Source organism: Rickettsiales bacterium (assembly GCA_041396965.1).
Lineage (GTDB): Bacteria > Pseudomonadota > Alphaproteobacteria > Rickettsiales > SXRF01 > SXRF01.
Genome location: JAWKXN010000001.1, coordinates 83892 through 106916, shown reverse-complemented (window position 1 = coordinate 106916; position 23025 = coordinate 83892). Strand labels below are relative to the sequence as shown.

The following is a 23025-nucleotide window of genomic DNA, read 5'->3' as shown; positions in this document are numbered from 1 at the left end:
TACTTTCTTTGTCTATCATAGATTTATCAGAATGGATTGAATATGTTTTTGGCAAAGTTTAGAAAAGAACTACCCTGTGCGATAGTACCTGTTATACCACAAGCGGTTAAGCTGAGAGCACTTGTAATACTCACTGGTGTAAGAGCAAAAGCAAGGCGAATAGCGCCAAAAAGAACGCCCATGCCAGCGAGTACAGTCGCCACCTGTCCAAATGTTACCCTGCCTAACAAACCACCGACACAAAGAGCGACAATGGCTAGGGTTGCAAGTCCCCTACCTATATCGTAATATATTATACCGTAAACGCTGCAAAGAGTATTAGATATAGCGTTCTGTGCGAAAACCGGATTAGTAAAAATTAAGAACAACAATATAACAAGTAAATTACCAGTTACGAACCTCATATAATTATTATCATTATATGAGCATGAACAACCCTCAAGTGAGACCAAGCCACTTCTTCTACCTAACATAACAAACTCCCAACCATCCATAAAACCTATCTAAAAATATTAAGCATATTAAATACCTTACCGCCAGCACTCTGATAATTAGCCACTGAACCAGTCAAATCACAAATAGCGGCATTACCAGAACCAAACAATGTATTGGGCATTAACATTGTAATAATATCAAAAGCACTGAAAAGGCCTCCTATACAGACTATGACTATAAGCCCTTGCGCCCAAGTTACCCTACCGAGGGTTGCGGCAATGCCAAATACCAGCACACCAAGTGTCGCAAGTGCTCTTCCTATATCATGATATATAAGACCATAGGCGCTGCACAACACGCTACCTATCGGAGATTGCGCGAAAGCCAAACTACCGGAAAACAGAATCAGAAATAAGGCAAACAGCAAAAAAACACCAAAATGCCGCATATCTATATGATCTATGGTGACTGACACAGCTTTTGAAGTAGTTCTCCGCATCACTTAACTCCCAACAAACAACGTTAATATTTTACCTTCTGCTAATATGCTAACACATATATGTTACAGATTTTTGACAATAATATGATTTATTATTATTTATTAAACTCATTAACCCATTATTTTATAATAATTAAAATTAATTAATAATAGCTAAAAACTCAAATAATTATTTACACGGCAGCGGCTTATAGGCTAATAGATTCTCTATTATACTATTTTTGTATGATTATCTTAGTATTTGTCCTGTCATTCCTGTAAAAGTCAAATAATTCGGTGTCAGATTTTGTAAAGTCACTAATTGAGTCAAACTTTATAAATGAGGCAACGCATGAGCAAACAAGAATTACGCAGTGGCAAGGACAGAGTTCTTGAGTCAAGCACAATAAAGCGGATGGAGTTTTTATGTTCGGAATATGAATTAATTAAGGCAAAGCGACACACAAGATTTTGTTTTGTCAGTGAATTTTATAAATTTCATAATCTAACCCGTCAGAATTTCATAAAATACTATAATCGTTACAAAAGTAGTGGTTCTAAATTAGAATTATTGCCTCAAAAACGCGGTGCTAAATATAAAACTAGGAGAATTTTACCTCATATAGAACAACAGATTATAGGCTTACGGCAAAAAGGTTTGAATCGTTTTGAGATACATGCTGATTTACAGATTTCTGAACATGAAACTCGTCCTTGTCCTAGCACTATTTATAATATAAGCAAAAAACATGGATTTAACAGATTGCAGCCAAGAATGATGGAAGAAAAACGCAAGATTATCAAAGAAAAAGCCGGTGAGCTAGGGCATATAGATTGCCATTACCTACCCAAAGGCATGATTTCCGGTGATAATAAACGTTATTATCTGGTGGGGCTGATTGACCATAAAACTTCTCTAGCGTGGTGTGAGGTTATTCCTGAAGTTACATCGCTAAATGTGATGTTTTCTACAATGAAGCTACTTAATTTATTCAAGAAAGAGTTTGGTTTTGATTTTGTTGAGATACTAACGGATAATGGTTCAGAGTTTGGCAGTGGTAGTAACGATCCAGCAACTATTAAGAAAAATCCTTTTATGCGTCTGCTTTTTGAACTTAAAATAAAACATCGCCGAACTAAACCTTACAGACCACAAACTAACGGAAAAATAGAGAGATTCTGGAAAACAATAGAAGAAGATTTGCTGCGTGAAATGGTATTCGACTCGCTAGACCAGCTCAAAAATGAAGTGTTCGAGTATATGACTTACTACAACTACGCAAGACCTCACTCCGCCGCAAATGGAAAAACTCCTTCTCATCTTATTGGAAAAAATATAACATGAAACAGATTACAAAATCTGACACCGAATTATTTGACTTTTACAATCCCGACCGAGAGTTCGCAAGCAGAAGAATCTGTAATCCTGCAAGTGAACCCCCACCCTACCCTCTCCCAGAGGGAGAGGGAAAAAGGCGGTTCTATCTTATAGGGAGAGGCGAAAGGATGGTATTCCTAATGGTGGTTTGTACAAAAGTTATTTGGATTAGATGGAAATTAAGTTATAATTATCAAAACAAAAAGGAAATGATATGAATAATATTGAGCAAAAACTGAATGATATGGGAATAACCTTGCCGCCATCGGTAATGCCGGCGGCTAATTATGTGCCATATACCATATCGGGAAATTTGGTATTTATATCAGGAACACTACCGATGAAAGATGGAAAACCTCAGGATATTGGCAAGGTTGGCAAAGAATTTACCACTGAGCAAGGGCAACAAACCGCTAGGCTGTGCGGAATAAATATACTCGCTCACCTGAAAGCAGCTTGCGGTGGTGATCTAAGCAAAGTAGTAAAATGTGTACGTATGGGTATTTTTGTCGCCTCCGCCGAGGGGTTTACCGATCAGCCAAAAGTCGCCAATGGTGTTTCTGACATGATGGTGGAAATATTTGGTGACGCGGGAAAACACGCTCGTTTCGCGGTTGGAGTGGCTGAACTTCCGTTCGGAGTTGCTGTTGAGGTTGACGCTACTTTTGAGATAAAAATCTGATAAGGCTACTATTTCTCCCACTTGGCTACTATTTGCCCAGGTCGTTTTGGTGTATCAGTCGGTTTATAGTAGTCTGACCCCATTAGGTTACAATTTACCATACTGCCTAGCAAATGCCCGCTATCTAGTCCTTTATCCACGATACAATCACCTTTTATTTCCTGGTAATAAGTTTTTTCCCCGACCATACCATTATTTAGTCCTTCAGGTGAAAAAGGATTGTTACGCTGACCTGATACTACCTGCCATAACCCATCACCAACCGGCAGACTAGCAGAAGTTGTTGGTCTTAGTACACCCTCATCATCCATTACTACAGAGCGGATCGATACTGTATTTCGCGCTATATAATCTTTGAATGTATCTATAACATTATTTATCTTGCCTAGAGAGTCTTCTCCATTCATGTTTTTTAATATCTCTCTGAAAAACGGACTATTTTTATCCATCAAAGCAGATTTTATCTTTTCTTTCTGCTGTGATGCCCCTACCGGTTCTACCAGTAATATCTCCTCAGTTGGAATATTATGCAATCTTCCCATAACGCTCGCCGCCATAGCGTTACTGGAGCCCATTGAATGGCCAATATATATTATTGATGAAATATTATCCTTTCCAATCCGGCTAATAACATTATCGGTAAAAGATACAGCATCTACAGTCTGTGGGTTAAGTCTGCCATCAAACGTCGCCATTAAAGAACGATGATCGTTATTATTAAAAAATGAAAAACCAAGAAATCCTATTCTTATCTGCTGTTTGCCGTCTTCATCTTTTATCGCCTTACCATCTTCATCTATTTCTTCCCAAGCGGTCGCTCTGATACCCGTACTACTTTTAGGAAGGGTCTTGTTGTGCGCGTCAAGATAATCTATCTGCCGAAAATAGCGTATATTGCCGCCTCCTAAATCTATACTTACCTGCCTTATTGAATCGCTATTTATTCGTTCATAATTACTACCAACTGGCTCGTAACGCCCAATATTCTTGTTATAAAAAGCAACATTGTAAAGAGCAACGTTTCTTGCGTTTCTCTCATCAGCCATGCCAGTCAGGATACCGCTTATTAACTTCCCATCTACCCTGCTCTGCTCTATTTTTATCTTTTCCAGATTATGTTCCATAGCCAACTAATAGTCTGTGTATAATCAACTGATCCTCCATCAATTATACAGAAAATTTTAGCTATATTAATGAACTTTTTGTTACAGTTTTTATTAGCTTATGCGCACTAAGATTTTGTATATAAACAAATAATCAACCATAAATACCCATAATACCGACACTCGGGGAGCTGGCGTTTGCGGTTTTATGCTTGGGCATTCTGCCGGCAAGATAGGCTAACCTACCTGATTTTACGGCATTTTTCATTGCCTTTACCATTAATACGGGGTTCTGTGCCGCTGAGATGGCGGTATTAAGCAACACTCCGGAACAGCCAAGTTCCATAGCAAGACAAGCGTCAGACGCTGTTCCTATGCCCGCGTCAACTATCACCGGAACAGAGAGCTTGCTTGCTATAAGCTCTATGTTATAGGGATTTAATATGCCAAGACCGGAGCCGATCGGAGCGGCCAGCGGCATAACCGCCACGCAACCAACATCTTCTAGCTTCTTCGCGCTTATAAGATCATCACTAGTATAAGCCATTACCGAAAAACCCTCTTTTGCCAGAATTTTCGCAGCTTTTATGGTTTCCTCAACATCTGGCAACAAAGTTTCTTTGTCACCGATTACCTCTAGTTTTACCAAATCCCAGATCCCACCAAAATTTGTTCCAAGCTCACAAGCAAGCCGTAATGTGCGTACCGCCTCGTCCGCATTATAGCATCCGGCACTATTGGGAAGATAAGTATATTTTTGCGGTGGTATTGCCTCTATTAGACTATTCTTACCATCTTCACTTAGATTAACTCGGCGCAGAGCGACGGTTACTATTTGCGCTTCTGAGGCTTCTATTACCATTTTTGTGGTTTCCATATCGCCGTAACGCCCAGTTCCAACCATCAGGCGGGACAAGAATTCGCGACCGGCTATTACAAGCCTATCTTCTGAGTTATCAGCTATATTGCTACCATCTGTCATGCTGTAAACCAATCAACCACCACCGATAAAGGAGACTATTTCTATTTCATCGTTATCCTCAAGAATGGTACTATCATAGGAGGAACTAGGCACTATTTCTCGGTTACGCTCAAACGCCGCCTGCCCAGCCTTGAGCCCAAGCTCGGTTATTAAGTCACCGACGCTGGTTTCCGCTAGCAGTTCGTGTGGTTTACCGTTTAGGAGAATTTGCATAATCATACATATGTTATTAGCATTATTTATGTAGTTATTAAATAATTAAACATTATCATGCAAGAATTGTTTAGATAATGATATTATTTTACGGATAATGAAATATGAAAAAAATACTGATTATAAATGGTCCTAACCTAAATATGCTCGGTTCTCGTGAGCCAGAAATATACGGCAAGCAAACACTGGATGATATAGCTACTGAATGTAAGAAATATGGTGATGGACTTGGTATTGCTATTGATTTCACGCAATCAAACGCTGAGGATGAGATAATCACTACCATTCAGAAAGCAGCTAAAACTCATAATGGGATAATAATTAACGCCGGTGCCTATACCCATACCTCAATCGCTATAATGGACGCTCTGCTTGCGGTAAATATGCCGGTTATAGAAGTTCATCTATCCAATATATTCAGGCGCGAACCCTTCCGCCATGAATCATACATATCTAAAGCGGCAAGTGGTGTTATTTGTGGGTTTGGAGGAGATAGTTATATTTTAGCGCTACAAGCTGTAAACAACTTGCTGGAAAATAAACATTAACTATGTGGCGGATTGGTCATAGAGGGGCGCAAGGTTATGAGCCAGAGAACACTTCCTTATCCATAAAGAAAGCTATTGAATTGGGTGTAGATGGTGTTGAGTTTGATATTCAAATCAGCAAAGACGGTATACCAGTTGTAATACATGATGATACATTAGACAGAACGACCAATGGTAAAGGTTATGTCCATGATTTCAGTTTGCGGGAATTGCAAAGATTAGACGCGGGAGATGGAGAGACAATACTTTCTCTTCAGGAAGCGATTGAGATAATAGATGAGCGGACACGCCTGTTTATTGAGTTAAAAGCAGAAAATTCTGTAATTCCCGTAACGAAGTTGCTTGCCTATGGATTAAAAAATCTGGGATGGAATCATGAAAAATTCTTTATATGTTCCTTTAATCACTTACAACTTAAAGCGATGCGCTCTGCAATTCCTGATATACGTACATGCGCTTTATTTGAAGGCATCCCTACAACTCTGGCAAAAATTGCAAGCGAAGCAGGAGCATGGTCACTAAATCCTCCAATTTACTGCGTTAACCAAGAGCTGGTAAATGACGCTCATGCCCGAAATCTTAGAGTAATAACATGGGAGGTAAACTCAAATAATGAAATGGAAAGAGCGCACTTACTGGGTGTAGATGGTATCATAAGTGATTTTCCTGACCGTTTCTAAATTACTATAGGTCTTAGAAGATGGACAAACAAAATGAAAAACCACAAGCAAGTATAAGCTGGGAATTTCTGCTTGCCGCTTACGCGAATGGTTATTTCCCGATGGCAGAGAGTAAAAATAGTGACTCTATATACTGGATGTATCCTGAGACTAGAGGAATAATACAACTGGACAAATTCCATACACCAAGAAGCCTGAGTAAGATAATTAAGAAAAATCTATTTACGATAACTGCTAACAAAGCTTTCGAACGGGTTATCAGACATTGCGCGGAAACAAGTGATAAAAGAAAAGATACTTGGATAAACCAGCAAATAATAGAATTATACTGCGAATTATATAATTATGGGTTCGCTCATAGTGTAGAATGCTGGCAAAAATCAGCAGATGAATATAAAAAAGAACCTATTCTAGTTGGTGGATTATATGGGGTAGCGATTGGTGGCGCTTTTTTTGGCGAAAGCATGTTCTCAAACGTGAGTAACGCCAGCAAAATCGCTCTGGTACATCTAGTTGAGATACTTAAAGAATCAGGATATATACTACTTGATACGCAATTTACCAATGATCATCTTAAGCAATTCGGCGTAATTGAGATAAATAGGAATGACTACCTAAAACAACTATCAGAAGCCTTAAAAATAAAAACCGGCACTTTTTTTTATAATATTTCTGCTTAACTTCTACAGTAAAAATTGAGTAAGATGATCTATGGTGATCACTTAAAGAAAGTGATACTAACCGCGCCACCCAAATCATCAAGACTGGCCCCTTCTTTTATACCACCAGATATATCACGCTCACCTTTGGGCTTGCCATGACAGTTAAGACATGACTTCTTATAATATTCTGGTTGAATATATCTAAAAGCGATCTGCCCCTTCTCTTCTGTCAATTCTGAATAAGGTTTTCCCTTTTCATAACCAGCTATCTTAAAAATCGTTTCTATAGCTGTATTTTCCCATGAATCTGGACTATTTCTTTTATTGCGAACCAACTCCTTTGGAGCCGTGAGCTTGATGAATGCCTTACCATTCATCTTTTGAGATGCTTTACTCGCCACTTGACTGGCAAAAACAGCCGGAAGAAACCCCTTAAATGTCTTATCTTTTTGATTTATTACCGGCTGGGCTTCAGCCATAACTTCTCTTATAGCTTCTACGATAGCTCTTTGATTGGGATCCTTCTCGTCAACTCTTTTATTGAGTCTTTCTTTATATTTTTCTTTAGCGGCAGATACTACAAAATCACCCGTCAACCCCTTCTCTCCAATATCGGGATCATTAATCTTAGACTGATATTCGGAGATAACCGCCCGACCAGACATAAAAAGTGTGGCCATATTCTTAGCGTTTTCCTCATCTCCCGCTATAGCGGGAGATGAGAAATTACAATTAATTAGTAGGGTAGCTCCACATAAATATAATCTATTATTCATCAAATATGTTCTACCGCTCCAATTACTAGTATTTTACCTGTAATGTGGCTATGACTTTAGTGGTATCGGTAAATAAATTATCCGCGTCGTAATCAGCGAATTTTACACCAACCGTATAATGATCAAAGAATGTCTTAGATATTACCGCATCCCACTCAGTTCCATAATCAGCATTGGTCTTATCGGCCTTAAAATCATGATAGATAACAGCCATATTAGTTCCCTTAAACCACTCATTGCCAAATGGTACTTTATAAGCAAGAGAAGCGTAACGATCTTCCAAACCATTTGCCGGAGTGCTAAGGAATTTATCAGCCCAACCGTTAAACGCATGTAGCGTGGCAAGAGGTGTTTGGAATGAATTAGTAGCAACGCCATCACCCTCTAAGACTTCATAACCAATTTTAGCAGTCCAGCCACTCCAAGTAACTCCCGGTTCAATCGCATAATAATTAGCGCTATAATTATTAGGATTATCAGCATAGTCAGATTGATCGGCGAACTCAGCTTTATATATAAAGCTCGCTCCACTGCCTAAATCGTAGCTACCGCTAAGGCGCGCGCCATAAGTCACTGATGATAGGCTACGCGCGTCATCAAAATCAAGCATATAATCATATAATGTTACCTTTAGCGCGGGATGGAACGTATATGAAAGATTAATTAGGTGTGAGTTGCTGTCAAAAGCACCATTATTAGCGTCAGGACCAAAAATACGATTAACTTTTCTTACATATGCGTAATAAAAAGTAGCGTTCTCTATATAGTTGCTGGATATACTAGCAGCATCAAAAGTCTGGTCATTTTGTCTCCAGCCAACCGCACCAACAAAACGTTGATCATCAAGTTTTATATACTGACGACCAACTGTTATATTGGTTTTTGGAATACCTTGATAACTAATATATAATTGGTTAAGGAGAGTATCCTCAGGATCAGCTACCACTGGATATTGTGTCTTGCCATTAGTGGTACTGTTGTAACGCTCAGATCCTATGACAGATATATTCTCGCCTTCCGCCGCGAATTGAAAGCCTTTCCATAAACCAGTTTTATATCCAATCTTGCTGCTGAGTGTTGAGGCACGAGCGTTTTTAGCGATACCGTCTTGGTCAACAGTTTCATAACGATAGCGTAGATCTATCCACGGAGTACCATGTAAAATAGCATACCCAACACTTCCCGGAGTCACTTCGGGAAAAGCTTCTGTACTTGCCTTATCAAGGCGGTCAGCGAGAACTGAGTCCCCCGCGAATGAACTTGAAGAAGAATAAGCGACAGCAACAGGAATTATCGCAAGCGCACTAGTAGTAAACAAAGCTTTTTTTATAAAACTCATAACCTGAACTCCGTAAATTAATATAAAAGATAAACAACAAAACTTATAAAACTCATGATGCCGTTATAATTACATCATTATCTCTAGTTTTCCTAGATTAATATTTAGTTAAAAAACCGATAATATTAATCCCAAAACAGGAAGATAAAAGCACAAAAAAATTGCGCGTAACAAATTAAAACTCTTAACAATAAATATCACAGCCTTTTACAGAAGAAAAGATAATGTTTCGTATACGGAACAAATTATCTACACATGGATATGGCAAAAATATCACAAAACAAATATTTTTGTTGTATAAATATTCAAATAAACAATCTTGGACTAGCATCTATAAATTTAGATAAGATATAGATTTATAAAATGACTTTCTGGCGTTTTTTTCTCTCACTATCAGATTTTAATTGACCACAAGCGGCAAAAATATCCTGACCCCGAGTAGCACGCACTGGTGCTGAGAATCCAGCATCGTTAATGATACTAGCGAAGGAATGAATACGGTTATTACTGGAAGGTTCATACGCTGAACCAGGCCATGGATTAAACGGAATAAGATTAACTTTAGCGTGAATACCTTTAAGTAATTTTACCAATTGTCTAGCGTCACTATCAGAGTCATTTACACCTTTAAGCATAACATATTCAAAAGTAATACGTCTGGCGTTATTCGCCGCTGGATAATTTCTACACGCCGCGAGCAACTCTTTAATCGGATATTTTTTATTAATCGGCACCAATTCATTACGCAACTCATCACTAACCGCGTGCAGGGAAATAGCGAGATTTACTCCTAATTCCTGACCACATCTTTCTATTTCTGGAACGACACCGGAAGTAGATAGAGTAATACGTCTTTTTGAAATAGCTATGCCCTCGCCATCCATTATAATTTTTAATGCTTTTGCTACATTAGCATAATTAAATAATGGCTCACCCATTCCCATCATTACTATATTGGTAAACAAACACTCCTTGCGGTCTTTGTCCCACTCACCAAGAGAGTCTCTGGTTACAAGAACTTGTCCTATAATCTCATAAGCGGTGAGGTTACGCACTAATGGCATGGTTCCAGTATGACAAAAACTACAACTTAGGGTACAGCCAACCTGTGAGGAAACGCATAAAGCTCCTCTTTCTTCCTCTGGAATAAACACCATCTCAACTTTGTTGTTATCATTCATCCTCAAAAGCCATTTACGAGTTCCGTCAAAAGAAGTAAGCTCACATGATATTTGTGGGCGGCCAATCGTAAAATGCTCATGAAGCATGGCTTGCTGCTTTTTTGCTATGCTGGTCATCTGAGTAAAGTCCGTAGCGCCTTTTACATATAACCATTGCCATATTTGCTTAGCACGGAAAGGCTCAAAACCATGCTCTTTAAGTTTCGCGGCAAGCTCATTTCTGGTTAGTCCAATAATTTCTGTTTTATTTGTCATCTATAGCCTAAATTTCTATCATATAATTTTATAACCGTTTGCGGTCGCCTTTATCATATCAATGCCAAAACTATCCTTTATCTTCTTGCGTAAACGATATATATGGGTTTCCATAGTGTGGGTATCTAGAATTTCTTCTATTTTCCATACTTCTTTTAGCAAATATTCTCTTGATACTTCTGAATTATCGCATATAGCAAAGGCTCTTAATATCTGAGCTTCTTTATCAGTAAGCGAAATAGAAATACCATTATTTTTGCAAGTCAGGTTTTTGTGGATAATGGATAATAAGTAATCATCGGATAATATTAAAATGTCATTATCCTTATTGTTTTTTAGATAATATTCAATGTCTGAGATCAGGCTTCTCATATATACGGGAAGGTTTATTGAGACAACTGGCAAATTATAATCTTTTACAAGTTTCCTGTTAGTAACGATAAGCCCTTTTTTTCCTTCTATATCATCCTCAGACTGTACTATATCGCAGGGAATCTCCAACTCCCGCGTGACAATATCACAAAATCCATCTATAAAATCACTATTATCTATTAATAAGATTATATTTGATGATTCCTCCATAATTATTCCTTAATAACAGATAGTAAACCGTAACAGTTAAGATTATAGAAAACATAATAGATGATTGCTAGTGATAATATGAATAGCTCTGAAAGAATATTAACAAAAGCCGCAGACTATTTACGTCGCCAAGAAGGCATTGTAATAAAAAAGAAAAACGGCAAAGAAATCGCCATATATCCGGCGGAATTTCTAAATGAACAGATGAAAGGGAAATATACAATTGAAAAATCATCAATAGTTAATGATTTAGCCAGATATGCTGGACTACTGCCTACTCTCATTAGTGTCCCCATGAACTTAGCGAGTGAGGACTGGCCGGTATTTGAGGAAGAGTTATTAAAAAAAGAGCTAAAAAAACTAGGTAAAGAGATTTTAGAAACAGCAAGAGCTTCCATGCCTGTGGAGGGAAGTGAAAATAATACTATAATCAGCTTCCGAGATAAAAGTGACGGCAAGACTCATATTGCGCTTATAATTAACGAAAATATATTAAACGACAAGCAAGCACCGATGGTAAGAGTACATTCCTCATGCTTTACCGGAGATTTTCTTGGCAGTCTGCGCTGCGATTGCGGCAATCAGCTAAAGCTCGCTATTGAGGCGATAAAAAATGATGGTGGCGGGATATTAATTTATCTGAATCAGGAAGGGCGTGGAATAGGTATAACCAATAAAATAAGAGCCTATAAATTGCAAGAATGTGGCATGGACACCTATGAAGCCAATAATACACTAGGTTTCGCTGATGATGAAAGAGATTTTAATATAGCCGTGCTAATTCTTAAACATCTGGGTTTTGATAAAATAAAGCTATTGTCAAATAATCCGCGCAAGGTTACTGAGTTAAGGAAATATGGTATTACCATTTCAAAAAGGATTCCTATTGTCACCAAAACCGGAAAACATAATGAAAGATATATGAAAGCTAAAAAAGAAAAAGCCGGACATATGTTATAAACAACAAAGGTAGCTTATTCCCTGCCGCTTATTATGTTATTAAGCTCGGTTGGATTTTCCCATACACAGCTATCTTTTTGCCATATATTCACATCAGCGTTTAGGTCTACCTCTCGCCATTTGGGATGACCTTTTCTCTTAAGTATCTCAATATTATTGGCGATAATTTTTGATAATTTATTCAAATTATCGCAGCGCTCTTTAACAGCCTCATTATCATTAGCAGAAAAATCATAGCTTATAAGAAAAGCCCTTACTGCGACCGTTGGCACGCTTTCTTTTACAAAACTATAATCCTTAGAGGTTATTTCTGACGGTATATATTCCTCAAGTAGTCTTACGCCATTTAATGGAACAAAATGCACATTATCAAGCATAGGGGTGTATTTCTTGTTTTCTGGTAGAGTTAAATCCTCAAGATTCTTGAAAAGGCGAATCGGTTTGCCGCCGACAAATATTACCGCGTCAAGCTCACCTTTTAATACTTTTACTACACCTTTCGCTGAAGATATTTTTACGCTTTCCGCCGGTTTAACTCCGGTTATGGAAAATAAATTTATTGATGTCAGCATATTACCGCTACCATCATCACCTATAGCTATTTTTTTACCATTCAAATCAGAGAATGACTTTATTTTTTTATTGGCGAGAACATGTATCTCCTCATCATAAAGTGGGAAAACCACCCGAAGATTTTTCGCCATTTTCATAGAGTCAGGATTTTTGGAGCGTTTCAAGAAACCTAATATGTCTGACTGGATAAATCCAAGAGATACTTTTTCATTACTATTTAAGCGCCTTATATTGTCAATGGAGCCTTCTGAATCTTTTACGTTAACATTTATGTCACTTCCTTTTACCAATGACGATATGTCACGAGCAAAGGCATAATAAGTACCGGTTTTAAGGCCGGTTACTATAGATATATTTATATCTTTTCCGGAATAACCAAAAGCTATTGTGACAATTGATGATAATACAAAAAATAGCGTAAATATTAGAAAATATGAGGTTGCTAAATAATATTTGCGTAAAAACAAGAACATAATAACCTAAAATTGCCAAATTATAACTTTTTATAATATATAGTTTTTCTAAAGAATATAGGGTTAATAGCCAAAAGGTTAACGTTTGTCAAACAATTTTTACAAAAAATTAACTTTTATTAAGAAATTTGGTGATTAGTCATATCTATTAATGATGGTAAGAATATCTTTTTCCATATTTTTCTCAGATTTTGGAACATAAAATAAAAAATTATTATTAGAGACTATATGTATATCACGTCCACTTATAATACTGTCACCATCTTTGAAATAAAAAGCCTGATTATCGTAGCCGCTGTTATTTATTATATTAAGCAGATGGTCATCTTCATATTCTTTATTAAAATTATCATACATCCCTTTTATATATTGATAACCCATAATGATGGATAATAAAAACAACAAAGCGACCAGAGTATAAATAATAATTTTTATAGGGCTCAACCCGATGTTAACTTTAGGTAGTTTATTGGTCTTTTTAGGCAAAGATGATGGAGATTTATAAAGCGCGACAGGCGGAAGACGGTTAACCTTTGGTCTTGGTGTAAAATCTGTTTCTATTAAAGCTTCCCTATTCATAATGGGTGGATTATATATGTATTAATAGCAAACACAATACGCAATAATTTGCGGCAAAATAATTATAACGAATAGATGATGACCAACGAATCAGATAAACTATATAAACTACTAGATATGACCAAAAAGCATGGCGGTGACTACGCTGACGGTGTTATGTTTAATACTACAGATCTGAGTATATCACAGAGGCTTGGCAAACCAGAAAACATTGAGCGCTCGGAAACCTCCGCTATTGGTCTTAGGGTGTTTGTAAAAAAAGACAATGGAGAAATTTCTCAAGCCAATGTTTCTTCCAGCGATCTTAGTGAACCAGCACTTGAGGAGTTGGCGGATAACGCTGTGAAAATGGCAAGGTTAGCGCCTAGTGATAAAGATTATATTCTCGCCCCTGAGGAACTATATCCTAGCGATATTCCAGAACTTGAGCTTTACGATAGTTATGAACCAAGCCCTGAATGGCTTTTGGATAATTGCCAAGAAGCGGAAGAGGCGGCTCTTTCCGTAAGCGGTATCAGCAATTCTGAGGGAGCTGACGCTAGTTACAGGAAATCAAACGTACAACTAGCCATAATGGGAAAAAATGGTACGAGTTTTTCTCGCTTCTATAAGAATAGCTCGTTTTCTATTTCCGTTTGTGTTCTTGCCGGAGAAGGACAGAAAATGGAGAGGGATTATGATTTTAGCAGCGTCCGTCATAAAGAGGATTTGGACTCTCCCAAATCCATTGGCTTGAGTGCCGCGAAAAAAACATTGGCGAAGCTTAATCCAAGAAAAATAAAATCTACAACCGCTCCTATAGTTTTTGATCCAAGAGTTGGTAAGTCTATACTATCAATATTAACAAGTAGTATTTCAGGAAATTCTATCGTTAGAAAATCATCTTTCCTGAAAGAATCTATGGGCAAAAAAATATTTCCTGAGAATATCTCAATTATTGACAATCCTCACATAATAAGGGGACTTTCCTCAAAACCTTTTGACATGGAAGGTGTCGCTGGTAAAGAACTCTCAATCATAAAAGATGGTGTTTTGCGAAGCTGGTTACTGGATATGCGAACCGCGATAAAACTTGGAATGACAACCACAGGTCACGCCTCACGTGGTCTTTCCTCACCACCCTCACCGTCCGCTAGCAATGTGTATATGGAGGCGGGAAAGATAACCCCACAAGAGTTAATATCAGATATAAAAAATGGGCTTTACCTTACTGAGACTTTTGGTATGGGAATTAATACGGTAACTGGTGACTATAGTCAGGGCGCGGCAGGTTTTTGGATAGAAAATGGTGAGATAACCTATCCGGTATCAGAAATCACCATCGCTGGAAACTTAAAAGATATGTTCTCTAATCTTACAGCGGCGAATGACCTTGTTTTTCGCTACTCTAAAAACACTCCTACCATAAGAATTGAGAATATGACGATAGCCGGTGTTTAATATGAATTTTGATATTAATATGGATTATAGAACTGAATTATAAAACTATAGGTAAATTATATTATAATGACTATAATCAAATCCAATGAAGGAAAAGGTGACGATATTATAAAAAGGCTACTGCGTGAGCATATAACGCGCTATCGTGGCAAGCTTTTTGTCGCTATATCCTGCATGGTAGTAGTAGCGGCCAGCACCGCTGCCAATGCTTGGATGATTCAACCAGCTCTTGACCAAATATTCATTGAGAAAAATCATGATATGCTGTTGCTTATACCAATAGCGGTGGTAGCTATATCAATAATCGGAGCTATCGCTAATTATGGTAACACTATATCCATGCGCTTTATTGGACAGCGAATAATCGCTGATATGCAAATAAGGTTATTTGAGCATCTTATGAAAAGCGATGTCGGATTATTCCATAATCAATCGTCCGGCAGGCTTATATCACGTTTTACCAATGACATAAATCTGCTGAGGAACGCCTTTTCCAATGTGCTCACCGCTATTACTAAAGAACTGCTTAGTATGATATTCTTGCTTGGTGTAATGATATACCAGAACGCTACCCTTGCCGCTCTTGCTCTTATCGCTTTTCCGATAGCTATTTATCCGATAATAAGGCTTGGCAAAAAAATGCGCCGTATTTCCGACCGTACACAAAATGAGCTTGGTGAGTTTACCAGCACTCTTGATGAGATTTTTAGTGGAGCGCGTACGGTAAAATCATATAACCGAGAAAATTATGAGATAAATAGAGCGAAAACTATAATAGAAAGATTGTTTTCTCTTTATTATAAATCAGCGAAAGTACAAGCGGCGGCGACACCGATGATTGAGATTTTAAGTGGAGTCTCAATAGCTTTAGTGATCTGGTATGGCGGGTTTCAGGTTATGGAAGGAACTATAACAACTGGTGCTTTTTTCTCATTTATTACAGCATTTTTGATGGCTTATAAGCCGGTGCGGGCGGTATCCGGCTTAAACGGGGTTTTGCAAGAAGGGGTGGCGGCGGCTAACCGGTTATTTAATATCTTAGATACCGAGCCTATGATAGCTGATAAGGAAGGCGCGAAACCTCTTGATATAAAATCCGGCAGTATAGAGTTTAAGGATGTGGTTTTTGGGTATACACCAGATATTGTCGGTATAGATAAAGTTAACCTTACGGTTCCCGCCGGAAAAACGGCGGCTTTGGTCGGGCTGTCTGGTAGCGGCAAATCAACTATAATGAATCTTTTGCTACGCTTTTATGAGATACAAGGCGGCAGCATAACCATAGACGGACAGGATATAAGAGAGGTGACTATCCATAGTTTGCGTGAGGCAATGGCTTTTGTGCCGCAAGAATCCATGTTGTTTGATGATACTATGAAAGCGAACATAGCCTATGGCAGACAATCGGCAAGTGATGAGGAAATACTTACCGCCGCTAAAAACGCCGCCGCCGATGATTTTATCCGCTCAATGCCGCTTGGTTATGAAACTATGGCAGGCTCTCATGGTATACGTTTGTCTGGTGGACAGCGGCAACGAATAGCGATCGCGCGAGCTATGCTGAAAAACTCCCCAATCCTGCTACTTGATGAAGCGACATCATCGCTAGATAATGAGTCAGAAAGAAACATACAGGAAGCTTTATCTAGGCTTATGAAAGGTCGTACCACTCTGGTTATCGCTCACCGCCTTAGCACAGTTATTGGAGCTGATATAATTTATGTTATGGAAGATGGTAAAATAATTGAAAGCGGTAATCACGAAAGCCTGCTTACAAAAAAAGGTAAGTATTATCAGCTTTATTCTAATAATTTTGAATAGTATTTGACATCGTCATGCCACACTTGTCGTGACATCTGGAGAAGAAGCTCAGATAACTCTGAGATTCTATGCGGTCTTGTGGATCACAGAATGACGAGGTTTTTATATTATCCCTGTGAAAGACTGCTATCTTTCACAGGGATACAGCTTCGCTGGCTGATGGCTCGCACGACATACTGGTCGTGCTTCTTTTTTCCTAGTCCCCAGACTCTAGTCCATAACTTATAGCTATTTGCTACAATTCCCTATGTTATAGTAGTTTATATCTGTTTTACTTAACAAAATTATATTAATATGCTATAGGCTTAACCACTAATATTCACCACAATATAACTATGAACGAACAAGATAGCGAACCTCCTTACCTACCCTCTCACATAGCGAATTATTTTCTGTGGCTGGCGAAGCAGGAAAATGTTGAGGATTTAACCACAATGAAGCTGATAAAGTTAGTTTATTTCAGCTATGCTTGGTATTACGCTTTGTTTGGCAAAAAGCTGTTTTCTGAGAAGATTGAGGCGTGGCGTTATGGACCGGTTATTCCTTCCATATATCATGAGTTCAAGCGGGCGGCTAATGATCCAATTGATTTTTTCTCAATGAATTTCGCGATGAAAACTGGAGAGATCTCTTATCCCATAATCAAAAATGGCGATGATGATATTATTCAGCTACTAAGCGCTGTATGGGCGGTATATAAAGATAAAAGCGGTCTGGAACTGAGCGATATTACTCATGAAGATGGTAGCCCTTGGTGTCATGCTTATGATCAGGGAGAGAACTCTCCTATGGATGATTCTTTAATCAGAGAAAGGGCGAAACAGGCGATAGTTAAATATAAAGGTAAATGGTAGTGGATGATAATATTGACGTAACCGCTCTGCTTACCAAAATTAAAGGTAGAAAATATACCACTCCTCCTGTTCCTGAGTCTGATAATTTGAAAAAAGAACAGGAATTACGCGAGCATAAGCTTAGTAATGACGCTAAGCAAGCGACCTCTAACTTAAGGATCAGAATGTGTCGCTGGGTAATGTGGGTGGTATCAATATATTTGATATGCGTCGCTCTTATAATAGCATATACATTATACAAACAAAATCTTTCAGATTCGGTATTAATAGCGATACTTACCACCACCACCATAAATATTTTGGGATTGCCGCTGATGATAATTATTTCTTTATTCCCGAAAAATAGGCAGTAAAGAGGCGGGTATGGCATCACTTAAGCTTAAGAGCCTGCTCAAAGAACCGCTCACACAGTTTATTTTAAGCCATATGTTGGCGTTTTACATCCGCCTAGTAATGCTTACAGCAAAAAAAGAATTTTATATACATCCTGAGGCAAAAATTTTTATGGATGGCAAGAAAAATGCTATTTTCGCTTTCTGGCATGGACGAATGATGTTACTTCCAGCAGTTAATCCTCAGCGCAAAATGCATGTGCTTATTTCTGACCATAGTGATGGTAGGCTAATATCACAAGTAATAAAGCGTTTTGGGCAGGATACGGTGAAAGGATCTTCCAGCAAGGGTGGGACGGAAGCGGTGCGTGATATAATACGCCTGCTTAAAAATGGTGATAATGTCAGCATAACCCCTGATGGACCGCGTGGTCCTAATCAAACAGCGGCAATGGGAATAGTTACCATAGCAAAACTCTCTAAACTACCGATAATACCGGTCACTTTCTACGCCACCAAGCATAAAAGACTAAGAAGCTGGGATAAATTTATGCTAGCTAAAATTTTTAGCCGGATATATTTTTGTATCGGACAACCAATAGACATAAAGATAGCGAATGAAGAGGGCCGGATATTGGTTGAAAAAGCAATGAATGAGTTAACCAAAAAGGCGAGCACGTTAGGTGGGACAGAAAAAAATGCAGATAAGCTATAGAACATATAAGATAGCTACTATCTTATGCGCTCCTGCCATCTATATCTGGCTTAAAATCCGCCAGTATAAAGGAAAAGAGGATAAAAACAGGGTTGGTGAAAGGCTGGGAAATTACAAGATAAAACGTCCAAAAGGCGTACTGCTTTGGATGCATGCGGCAAGTGTCGGTGAGGTAAACTCGGTTTTACTGTTAATAGAAAAAATAAACGCTGAATTTCCAGATGTTAAGATCCTGCTTACCACCGGTACAGTGACCTCAGCGCAGTTGGTTAAAAAACGTCTTCCTAATGTACTTCACCAATTCGTGCCGGTAGATACTGATGAGGCGACTAATAAATTCCTACGCCATTTCCGACCTGATATTGGGTTTTGGATTGAGTCAGAATTATGGCCAAACCTAGTGATGAACGCGCGGGCACGTGGCTGTTTCATGGTAATAATAAATGGCAGAATGTCCGAAAAATCTTACAATATGTGGCAGAAATACGCTACGCTGATGATCTTTGATATGCTTAATTGCTTTAGTGTGGTGTTCGCGCAAACTCCTCTTGATAGCCAGCGTTTTAAGGCGCTTGGAGCACAAGACTCTATTTATCCCGGTAATCTTAAATATGACTCATCGGTGCTTCCTTGCCTAGAATCAGAGCTCGCCGCTATGAAAAAACAAATAGGGGAAAGACCAGTTTGGCTTGCCGCCAGCACGCATAACAATGAGGAAGAGCAAATCGCTGCTGCTTGCGCCCCTCTTATAAAAAAATATTCTGATATAGTTACTATTATCGCTCCTCGCCACCCACAACGTGGTGAGGAAATAGCCAAAACCATTTCCGCTTACGGCAAGGTTTCCTTGCGCTCACGAGGTGATAAAATAGAAGCTGACACGAATTTTTATATAGCTGATACTCTCGGCGAGTTAGGTTTGTTTTACCGGTTATGTGAAGTGGTGTTTATGGGTGGATCACTTATTGAGCATGGCGGGCAGAATCCACTAGAACCGGCACGACTGCGCTGCTGCATAATAACCGGAACTCATACTAAGAATTTTCTGGATATGTATAATGAGATGGAAGAGCTTAAGATATGCGTGCGAGTTAAAAACGCGACAGAACTAACAGAGCAAGTAGCCACTTTAATAAAGGATTCTGACCGGATAACTGATACATTAATAGCGACCAAAGAATGGCTTAACACCAAGACTGGAGCGATAGAGAGAATAATAAAAACACTCGCTCCGATTTTTACTCCGGTTACTCTGGAGAAAGAGTAAAAATCATATGAAAATGAAAGCTCCTAAATTTTGGAATTCTAAAACCAAGTTATCTACCTTGTTATCGCTTATTCTGGTTCCATTTTCATGGTTATATTACTTGGTCGGTAGATTGTTATATGGTCGTATAAAACCTGAGAAATTACCTGTTCCGGTTATTTGTGTAGGAAATATAAGTGTCGGAGGAGCTGGGAAAACTCCTGTCGCTTTATATATAGGTGAGCTGGTAAAAAATAAGGGAGTAAACACTTTTTTTATCAGTCGTGGCTATGGTGGCAGTCAAAAATCAGCGATCAGGGTGGATGCGGATATACATGGAGCGGAATTAGTTGGTGATGAGCCGTTGCTACTTGCGGAGATACTGCCGACTATTATCGGTAAAAACCGCCTTGAGGTGGCAAAATTTGCTATAGAGCAAGGCGCTGAGCTTATTATAATGGATGACGGATTGCAGAATCCATCCATTGAGAAAGATCTATCTTTTATAGTTACTGATAGAAGACTTGGTTTTGGCAATGAAAGATTATTGCCGGCGGGTCCCCTGCGTGAACCGGTAGCGGCAGGTCTTAATAAGGCGGACGCGGTTATCATCGTAAATCCGGCGAATTTTATACCAACTGCCATGCCGGATACATCTATGCTAATCGCCCGCTCAAAAGCGAAGGATTCTATGCTCGCTCTTAAAGGAAAGCGAATCATCGCTTTTTGTGGTATAGCCGTCCCCACCAAATTCTTTGATATGTTAAGAGAGGTTGGCGCTGATATTATTAGGGCTGTAGATTATCCTGACCACTATCCTTACAAAGAAAAGGATTTACTTTTCTTGTTTAGAGAGGCGAAAAAACATAACGCGGAATTGGTTACTACCAGTAAGGATGCTGCCCGTATGAAAAAACAGTTCAAACAAGAGATGGAATCTATTAAAATAGCGGAAATGGAGTTGATATTTGAAAATAAAGCCCATTTAGAGGAATTAATAGAAGATATATTACCAGAGAAAAATGATAAAAAAAATTGAACATTTTCTTGAAGCTTTTGTCTTGCATATGCTGTTTACCGCCTTCCGCTTATTCTCTTTTGATACAGCGTCAAAAATGGGTGGTCTGATGGCAAAAGCGATAGGTCCTTCTCTTTCCGCCCATAAAACAGCGAAAAAGAATTTGTCTATGGTATTTCCTACTCTTAGCGAAAAAGATAAAGATAAATTATTGAACAAGATGTGGGATAATCTAGGCAGAACCGCCGCTGAGCTATCCCACTTGCAAAAAAGCTATGTAGAAACCAGAATAACCGTAAGGGGTCAGGAAAATTTACCGGTCAGCGGCAAACCAGCTTTTATGTTTTCCGGTCATATCGGTAACTGGGAATTACTTGCCGTTGTCGCGCAGATTTGTGGTCGTCCAATAACCGGTGTTTACCGTGAGGCAAATAACCGGATAGTTGATGAGATGATCGCAAAAATTCGCAGAAGCCGCTGTCTTAATCTTATTCCTAAAGGCAGGCAAGGCGCAGTAAAAATCGCCCGCGCTATTAAGAATAATGAAGCTATATCAATGCTAGTTGATCAAAAAATGAATGATGGTATTGAAGTGCCTTTTTTTGGAAAACCAGCGATGACCGCGCCAGCCATCGCCGAACTCGCCCTGCGTTACAACGCGCCGATAATACCAGCGCGAGCAATCCGCATGGGTGGCGCTAATTTTGAGGTTACGATATACAAACCTATTGAATATAACAAAACTGGTGATAAAGAAAAAGACGCACGTAATATTATGCTAAAGATTAATGAAACACTGGAGGAGTGGATAAGAGAGTATCCGGAACAATGGTTTTGGGTACATAAACGCTGGCCAAAAGAATGAGAAAAATATTAAAACAATATTAATAAACCATATATAGATTCGTGTAAATTGAACTAAAATTGCATGAATATTTTTATGAGACAATACCGTAACCCTAGCAAAGGCTTCACCTTAATAGAACTTTCCATAGTTTTGGTAATTATTGGCCTTATTATTAGTGGAGTATTAGTTGGCAATTATCTAATAAAAGCTGCCGAGTTGAGAGCTATATATAAGCAAAAAGAAGATATTGTAGCCGCTATAAATACGTTTAAGCTTAAATATAATTACCTTCCTGGTGATTTGCCAGACGCTACCAGCTATTTTGGAACTAATCCGGCGGGATGTCCGGCTCCTACCGCAAGCCCACAAACAAATAGCACCTGTAATGGTAACGGCAATGGAATAATTGATGAAGTATTTACTGTATGGCAGCAGCTAGCGGCCGCGAATTTGATAAAAGGTTTCTATAGAGGAACGCAAGCATCAAACGGAAGTCCAGCATATGATTCTACATCAATGCCTGCGATAGCTGGTTCTGATAATACATGGTATCTTGAACATACAAATGTCGATAGCTGGAATGGATTTGAGCTTTACCAGCGATTCCGTAACCAGCATATGATGGTGTCAACTCGCAGCTTTGGTTATGGCTCTCCTCAATTACTAACTCCGGCTGAAATGTTCTCATTCGATAAAAAATACGATGATGGGAAGCCAGCTTCAGGAAATATACAGGTATTAAGTGACTGGCAACTTGATGGATGTACCAATCCACAATCAAAGCCCGCACCCAATGCCGTATACGATACTACTAAACTAGATAAAAATTGTGATGTAGTATTCCTAAATTTAGGGTTCTAGCGATATTATGGT

General features: G+C 38.7%; 26 protein-coding genes. 15 read left to right on the top strand and 11 right to left on the bottom strand.

Annotated elements, in window-relative coordinates; translation table 11 throughout:
* Nucleotides 1–26: 26 nt before the first annotated feature.
* Both R3D71_00585 and R3D71_00580 read right to left on the bottom strand, forming a co-directional pair.
* Nucleotides 27–473 (bottom strand): TrbC/VirB2 family protein, encoded by a 447-nt coding sequence (locus tag R3D71_00585; GenBank protein MEZ5690145.1) that lies wholly within the window; start codon nt 471–473, stop codon nt 27–29.
* A gap of 26 nt (nt 474–499) precedes the next feature.
* Nucleotides 500–934, bottom strand: a complete 435-nt coding sequence (locus R3D71_00580) for a TrbC/VirB2 family protein (GenBank protein ID MEZ5690144.1) — start codon at nt 932–934, stop codon at nt 500–502.
* Between the two features lie 331 nt (nt 935–1265).
* Between R3D71_00580 and R3D71_00575 the strand changes: the two genes are divergently transcribed.
* Together R3D71_00575 and R3D71_00570 are read left to right on the top strand one after the other, a co-directional pair.
* Nucleotides 1266–2258 carry an integrase core domain-containing protein gene (locus R3D71_00575; GenBank protein ID MEZ5690143.1) on the top strand — a complete coding sequence of 331 codons (993 nt, stop codon included), beginning with the start codon at nt 1266–1268 and terminating at the stop codon, nt 2256–2258.
* Nucleotides 2259–2505: 247 nt separating this feature from the next.
* Nucleotides 2506–2973 carry a RidA family protein gene (locus tag R3D71_00570; GenBank protein ID MEZ5690142.1) on the top strand — a complete coding sequence of 156 codons (468 nt, stop codon included), beginning with the start codon at nt 2506–2508 and terminating at the stop codon, nt 2971–2973.
* Nucleotides 2974–2981: 8 nt separating this feature from the next.
* Here R3D71_00570 and R3D71_00565 read toward each other — a convergent pair whose 3' ends face one another.
* The 3 genes from R3D71_00565 to thiS form a co-directional block, all read right to left on the bottom strand.
* Nucleotides 2982–4097, bottom strand: a complete 1116-nt coding sequence (locus tag R3D71_00565; GenBank protein ID MEZ5690141.1) for a hypothetical protein — start codon at nt 4095–4097, stop codon at nt 2982–2984.
* Nucleotides 4098–4230: 133 nt separating this feature from the next.
* Nucleotides 4231–5058: a thiazole synthase gene (locus R3D71_00560; protein MEZ5690140.1), complete on the bottom strand. Its 828-nt coding sequence runs from the start codon at nt 5056–5058 to the stop codon at nt 4231–4233.
* Nucleotides 5059–5070: 12 nt separating this feature from the next.
* Entirely contained in the window at nt 5071–5271 is a 201-nt protein-coding gene (gene thiS / locus R3D71_00555) for a sulfur carrier protein ThiS (protein ID MEZ5690139.1), read from the bottom strand.
* A gap of 104 nt (nt 5272–5375) precedes the next feature.
* Here thiS and aroQ point away from each other — a divergent pair, with 104 nt between their 5' ends.
* From aroQ to aat, 3 genes are read left to right on the top strand one after another with little or no spacing between them, the layout of a single operon-like run.
* Nucleotides 5376–5819: a type II 3-dehydroquinate dehydratase gene (aroQ, locus tag R3D71_00550; protein ID MEZ5690138.1), complete on the top strand. Its 444-nt coding sequence runs from the start codon at nt 5376–5378 to the stop codon at nt 5817–5819.
* A gap of 2 nt (nt 5820–5821) precedes the next feature.
* Nucleotides 5822–6499 carry a glycerophosphodiester phosphodiesterase family protein gene (locus tag R3D71_00545; protein ID MEZ5690137.1) on the top strand — a complete coding sequence of 226 codons (678 nt, stop codon included), beginning with the start codon at nt 5822–5824 and terminating at the stop codon, nt 6497–6499.
* 20 nt (nt 6500–6519) lie between these two features.
* A complete protein-coding gene (gene aat, locus R3D71_00540; protein ID MEZ5690136.1) occupies nt 6520–7179 on the top strand; it encodes a leucyl/phenylalanyl-tRNA--protein transferase in 660 nt (219 codons plus the stop codon).
* A 38-nt stretch (nt 7180–7217) separates the two neighbouring features.
* Here aat and R3D71_00535 read toward each other — a convergent pair whose 3' ends face one another.
* The 4 genes from R3D71_00535 to R3D71_00520 form a co-directional block, all read right to left on the bottom strand.
* On the bottom strand, nt 7218–7937 hold the full coding sequence (locus tag R3D71_00535) for a DUF3365 domain-containing protein (GenBank protein ID MEZ5690135.1): 720 nt from the start codon (nt 7935–7937) through the stop codon (nt 7218–7220).
* Between the two features lie 25 nt (nt 7938–7962).
* Nucleotides 7963–9276, bottom strand: a complete 1314-nt coding sequence (locus R3D71_00530) for an alginate export family protein (GenBank protein MEZ5690134.1) — start codon at nt 9274–9276, stop codon at nt 7963–7965.
* 356 nt (nt 9277–9632) lie between these two features.
* On the bottom strand, nt 9633–10712 hold the full coding sequence (rlmN, locus tag R3D71_00525; GenBank protein MEZ5690133.1) for a 23S rRNA (adenine(2503)-C(2))-methyltransferase RlmN: 1080 nt from the start codon (nt 10710–10712) through the stop codon (nt 9633–9635).
* 18 nt (nt 10713–10730) lie between these two features.
* Entirely contained in the window at nt 10731–11294 is a 564-nt protein-coding gene (locus R3D71_00520) for a helix-turn-helix domain-containing protein (protein MEZ5690132.1), read from the bottom strand.
* 60 nt (nt 11295–11354) lie between these two features.
* On the opposite strand from R3D71_00520, the gene ribA reads away from it, so the two are divergent.
* Nucleotides 11355–12254 carry a GTP cyclohydrolase II gene (ribA, locus tag R3D71_00515; GenBank protein MEZ5690131.1) on the top strand — a complete coding sequence of 300 codons (900 nt, stop codon included), beginning with the start codon at nt 11355–11357 and terminating at the stop codon, nt 12252–12254.
* Between the two features lie 14 nt (nt 12255–12268).
* On the opposite strand, the gene R3D71_00510 is transcribed toward ribA, so the two are convergent.
* Nucleotides 12269–13300, bottom strand: a complete 1032-nt coding sequence (locus tag R3D71_00510) for a TAXI family TRAP transporter solute-binding subunit (protein ID MEZ5690130.1) — start codon at nt 13298–13300, stop codon at nt 12269–12271.
* 135 nt (nt 13301–13435) lie between these two features.
* Entirely contained in the window at nt 13436–13879 is a 444-nt protein-coding gene (locus R3D71_00505; GenBank protein ID MEZ5690129.1) for a hypothetical protein, read from the bottom strand.
* A gap of 117 nt (nt 13880–13996) precedes the next feature.
* Here R3D71_00505 and R3D71_00500 point away from each other — a divergent pair, with 117 nt between their 5' ends.
* The 9 genes from R3D71_00500 to R3D71_00460 all read left to right on the top strand — a co-directional run bounded on the left by R3D71_00500 (nt 13997) and on the right by R3D71_00460 (nt 23013).
* On the top strand, nt 13997–15319 hold the full coding sequence (locus R3D71_00500) for a metallopeptidase TldD-related protein (GenBank protein MEZ5690128.1): 1323 nt from the start codon (nt 13997–13999) through the stop codon (nt 15317–15319).
* Between the two features lie 66 nt (nt 15320–15385).
* Nucleotides 15386–17140, top strand: coding sequence for an ABC transporter ATP-binding protein (locus R3D71_00495; protein ID MEZ5690127.1), 1755 nt, complete (start codon nt 15386–15388; stop codon nt 17138–17140).
* Between the two features lie 335 nt (nt 17141–17475).
* The gene (locus tag R3D71_00490) at nt 17476–17994 is read left to right on the top strand and encodes a DUF4065 domain-containing protein (protein ID MEZ5690126.1); all 519 of its coding nucleotides are present in this window, start codon (nt 17476–17478) and stop codon (nt 17992–17994) included.
* Nucleotides 17988–18347 (top strand): hypothetical protein, encoded by a 360-nt coding sequence (locus R3D71_00485; GenBank protein MEZ5690125.1) that lies wholly within the window; start codon nt 17988–17990, stop codon nt 18345–18347. Before R3D71_00490 ends, R3D71_00485 begins: the two co-directional genes overlap by 7 nt.
* A 10-nt stretch (nt 18348–18357) precedes the next feature.
* Nucleotides 18358–19041, top strand: coding sequence for a lysophospholipid acyltransferase family protein (locus tag R3D71_00480; GenBank protein MEZ5690124.1), 684 nt, complete (start codon nt 18358–18360; stop codon nt 19039–19041).
* Nucleotides 19025–20308 carry a 3-deoxy-D-manno-octulosonic acid transferase gene (locus tag R3D71_00475; protein ID MEZ5690123.1) on the top strand — a complete coding sequence of 428 codons (1284 nt, stop codon included), beginning with the start codon at nt 19025–19027 and terminating at the stop codon, nt 20306–20308. The genes R3D71_00480 and R3D71_00475 overlap by 17 nt, the downstream gene beginning before the upstream one ends.
* 7 nt (nt 20309–20315) lie before the next feature.
* Nucleotides 20316–21326, top strand: coding sequence for a tetraacyldisaccharide 4'-kinase (gene lpxK, locus R3D71_00470; protein ID MEZ5690122.1), 1011 nt, complete (start codon nt 20316–20318; stop codon nt 21324–21326).
* Nucleotides 21310–22170 (top strand): lipid A biosynthesis lauroyl acyltransferase, encoded by an 861-nt coding sequence (locus tag R3D71_00465; GenBank protein MEZ5690121.1) that lies wholly within the window; start codon nt 21310–21312, stop codon nt 22168–22170. The genes lpxK and R3D71_00465 overlap by 17 nt, the downstream gene beginning before the upstream one ends.
* 75 nt (nt 22171–22245) lie before the next feature.
* Nucleotides 22246–23013, top strand: a complete 768-nt coding sequence (locus tag R3D71_00460; GenBank protein MEZ5690120.1) for a prepilin-type N-terminal cleavage/methylation domain-containing protein — start codon at nt 22246–22248, stop codon at nt 23011–23013.
* Nucleotides 23014–23025: the final 12 nt, after the last annotated feature.

Excerpts from the sequence above, each read along its gene's own strand:
- R3D71_00565 (MEZ5690141.1), bottom strand. The coding sequence starts at position 4,097 with ATGGAACATAATCTGGAAAAGATAAAAATAGAGCAGAGCAGGGTAGAT.
- R3D71_00535 (MEZ5690135.1), bottom strand. The coding sequence starts at position 7,937 with ATGAATAATAGATTATATTTATGTGGAGCTACCCTACTAATTAATTGT.
- R3D71_00520 (MEZ5690132.1), bottom strand. The coding sequence starts at position 11,294 with ATGGAGGAATCATCAAATATAATCTTATTAATAGATAATAGTGATTTT.
- R3D71_00570 (MEZ5690142.1), top strand. The coding sequence starts at position 2,506 with ATGAATAATATTGAGCAAAAACTGAATGATATGGGAATAACCTTGCCG.
- R3D71_00560 (MEZ5690140.1), bottom strand. The coding sequence starts at position 5,058 with ATGACAGATGGTAGCAATATAGCTGATAACTCAGAAGATAGGCTTGTA.
- R3D71_00475 (MEZ5690123.1), top strand. The coding sequence starts at position 19,025 with ATGCAGATAAGCTATAGAACATATAAGATAGCTACTATCTTATGCGCT.
- R3D71_00495 (MEZ5690127.1), top strand. The coding sequence starts at position 15,386 with ATGACTATAATCAAATCCAATGAAGGAAAAGGTGACGATATTATAAAA.
- aat (MEZ5690136.1), top strand. The coding sequence starts at position 6,520 with ATGGACAAACAAAATGAAAAACCACAAGCAAGTATAAGCTGGGAATTT.
- rlmN (MEZ5690133.1), bottom strand. The coding sequence starts at position 10,712 with ATGACAAATAAAACAGAAATTATTGGACTAACCAGAAATGAGCTTGCC.
- R3D71_00500 (MEZ5690128.1), top strand. The coding sequence starts at position 13,997 with ATGACCAAAAAGCATGGCGGTGACTACGCTGACGGTGTTATGTTTAAT.
- R3D71_00480 (MEZ5690124.1), top strand. The coding sequence starts at position 18,358 with ATGGCATCACTTAAGCTTAAGAGCCTGCTCAAAGAACCGCTCACACAG.
- R3D71_00490 (MEZ5690126.1), top strand. The coding sequence starts at position 17,476 with ATGAACGAACAAGATAGCGAACCTCCTTACCTACCCTCTCACATAGCG.
- R3D71_00510 (MEZ5690130.1), bottom strand. The coding sequence starts at position 13,300 with ATGTTCTTGTTTTTACGCAAATATTATTTAGCAACCTCATATTTTCTA.
- lpxK (MEZ5690122.1), top strand. The coding sequence starts at position 20,316 with ATGAAAATGAAAGCTCCTAAATTTTGGAATTCTAAAACCAAGTTATCT.
- aroQ (MEZ5690138.1), top strand. The coding sequence starts at position 5,376 with ATGAAAAAAATACTGATTATAAATGGTCCTAACCTAAATATGCTCGGT.
- R3D71_00530 (MEZ5690134.1), bottom strand. The coding sequence starts at position 9,276 with ATGAGTTTTATAAAAAAAGCTTTGTTTACTACTAGTGCGCTTGCGATA.
- R3D71_00575 (MEZ5690143.1), top strand. The coding sequence starts at position 1,266 with ATGAGCAAACAAGAATTACGCAGTGGCAAGGACAGAGTTCTTGAGTCA.
- thiS (MEZ5690139.1), bottom strand. The coding sequence starts at position 5,271 with ATGCAAATTCTCCTAAACGGTAAACCACACGAACTGCTAGCGGAAACC.
- R3D71_00485 (MEZ5690125.1), top strand. The coding sequence starts at position 17,988 with ATGGTAGTGGATGATAATATTGACGTAACCGCTCTGCTTACCAAAATT.
- R3D71_00545 (MEZ5690137.1), top strand. The coding sequence starts at position 5,822 with ATGTGGCGGATTGGTCATAGAGGGGCGCAAGGTTATGAGCCAGAGAAC.
- R3D71_00465 (MEZ5690121.1), top strand. The coding sequence starts at position 21,310 with ATGATAAAAAAAATTGAACATTTTCTTGAAGCTTTTGTCTTGCATATG.
- R3D71_00580 (MEZ5690144.1), bottom strand. The coding sequence starts at position 934 with ATGCGGAGAACTACTTCAAAAGCTGTGTCAGTCACCATAGATCATATA.
- R3D71_00585 (MEZ5690145.1), bottom strand. The coding sequence starts at position 473 with ATGTTAGGTAGAAGAAGTGGCTTGGTCTCACTTGAGGGTTGTTCATGC.
- ribA (MEZ5690131.1), top strand. The coding sequence starts at position 11,355 with ATGATTGCTAGTGATAATATGAATAGCTCTGAAAGAATATTAACAAAA.
- R3D71_00460 (MEZ5690120.1), top strand. The coding sequence starts at position 22,246 with ATGAGACAATACCGTAACCCTAGCAAAGGCTTCACCTTAATAGAACTT.
- R3D71_00505 (MEZ5690129.1), bottom strand. The coding sequence starts at position 13,879 with ATGAATAGGGAAGCTTTAATAGAAACAGATTTTACACCAAGACCAAAG.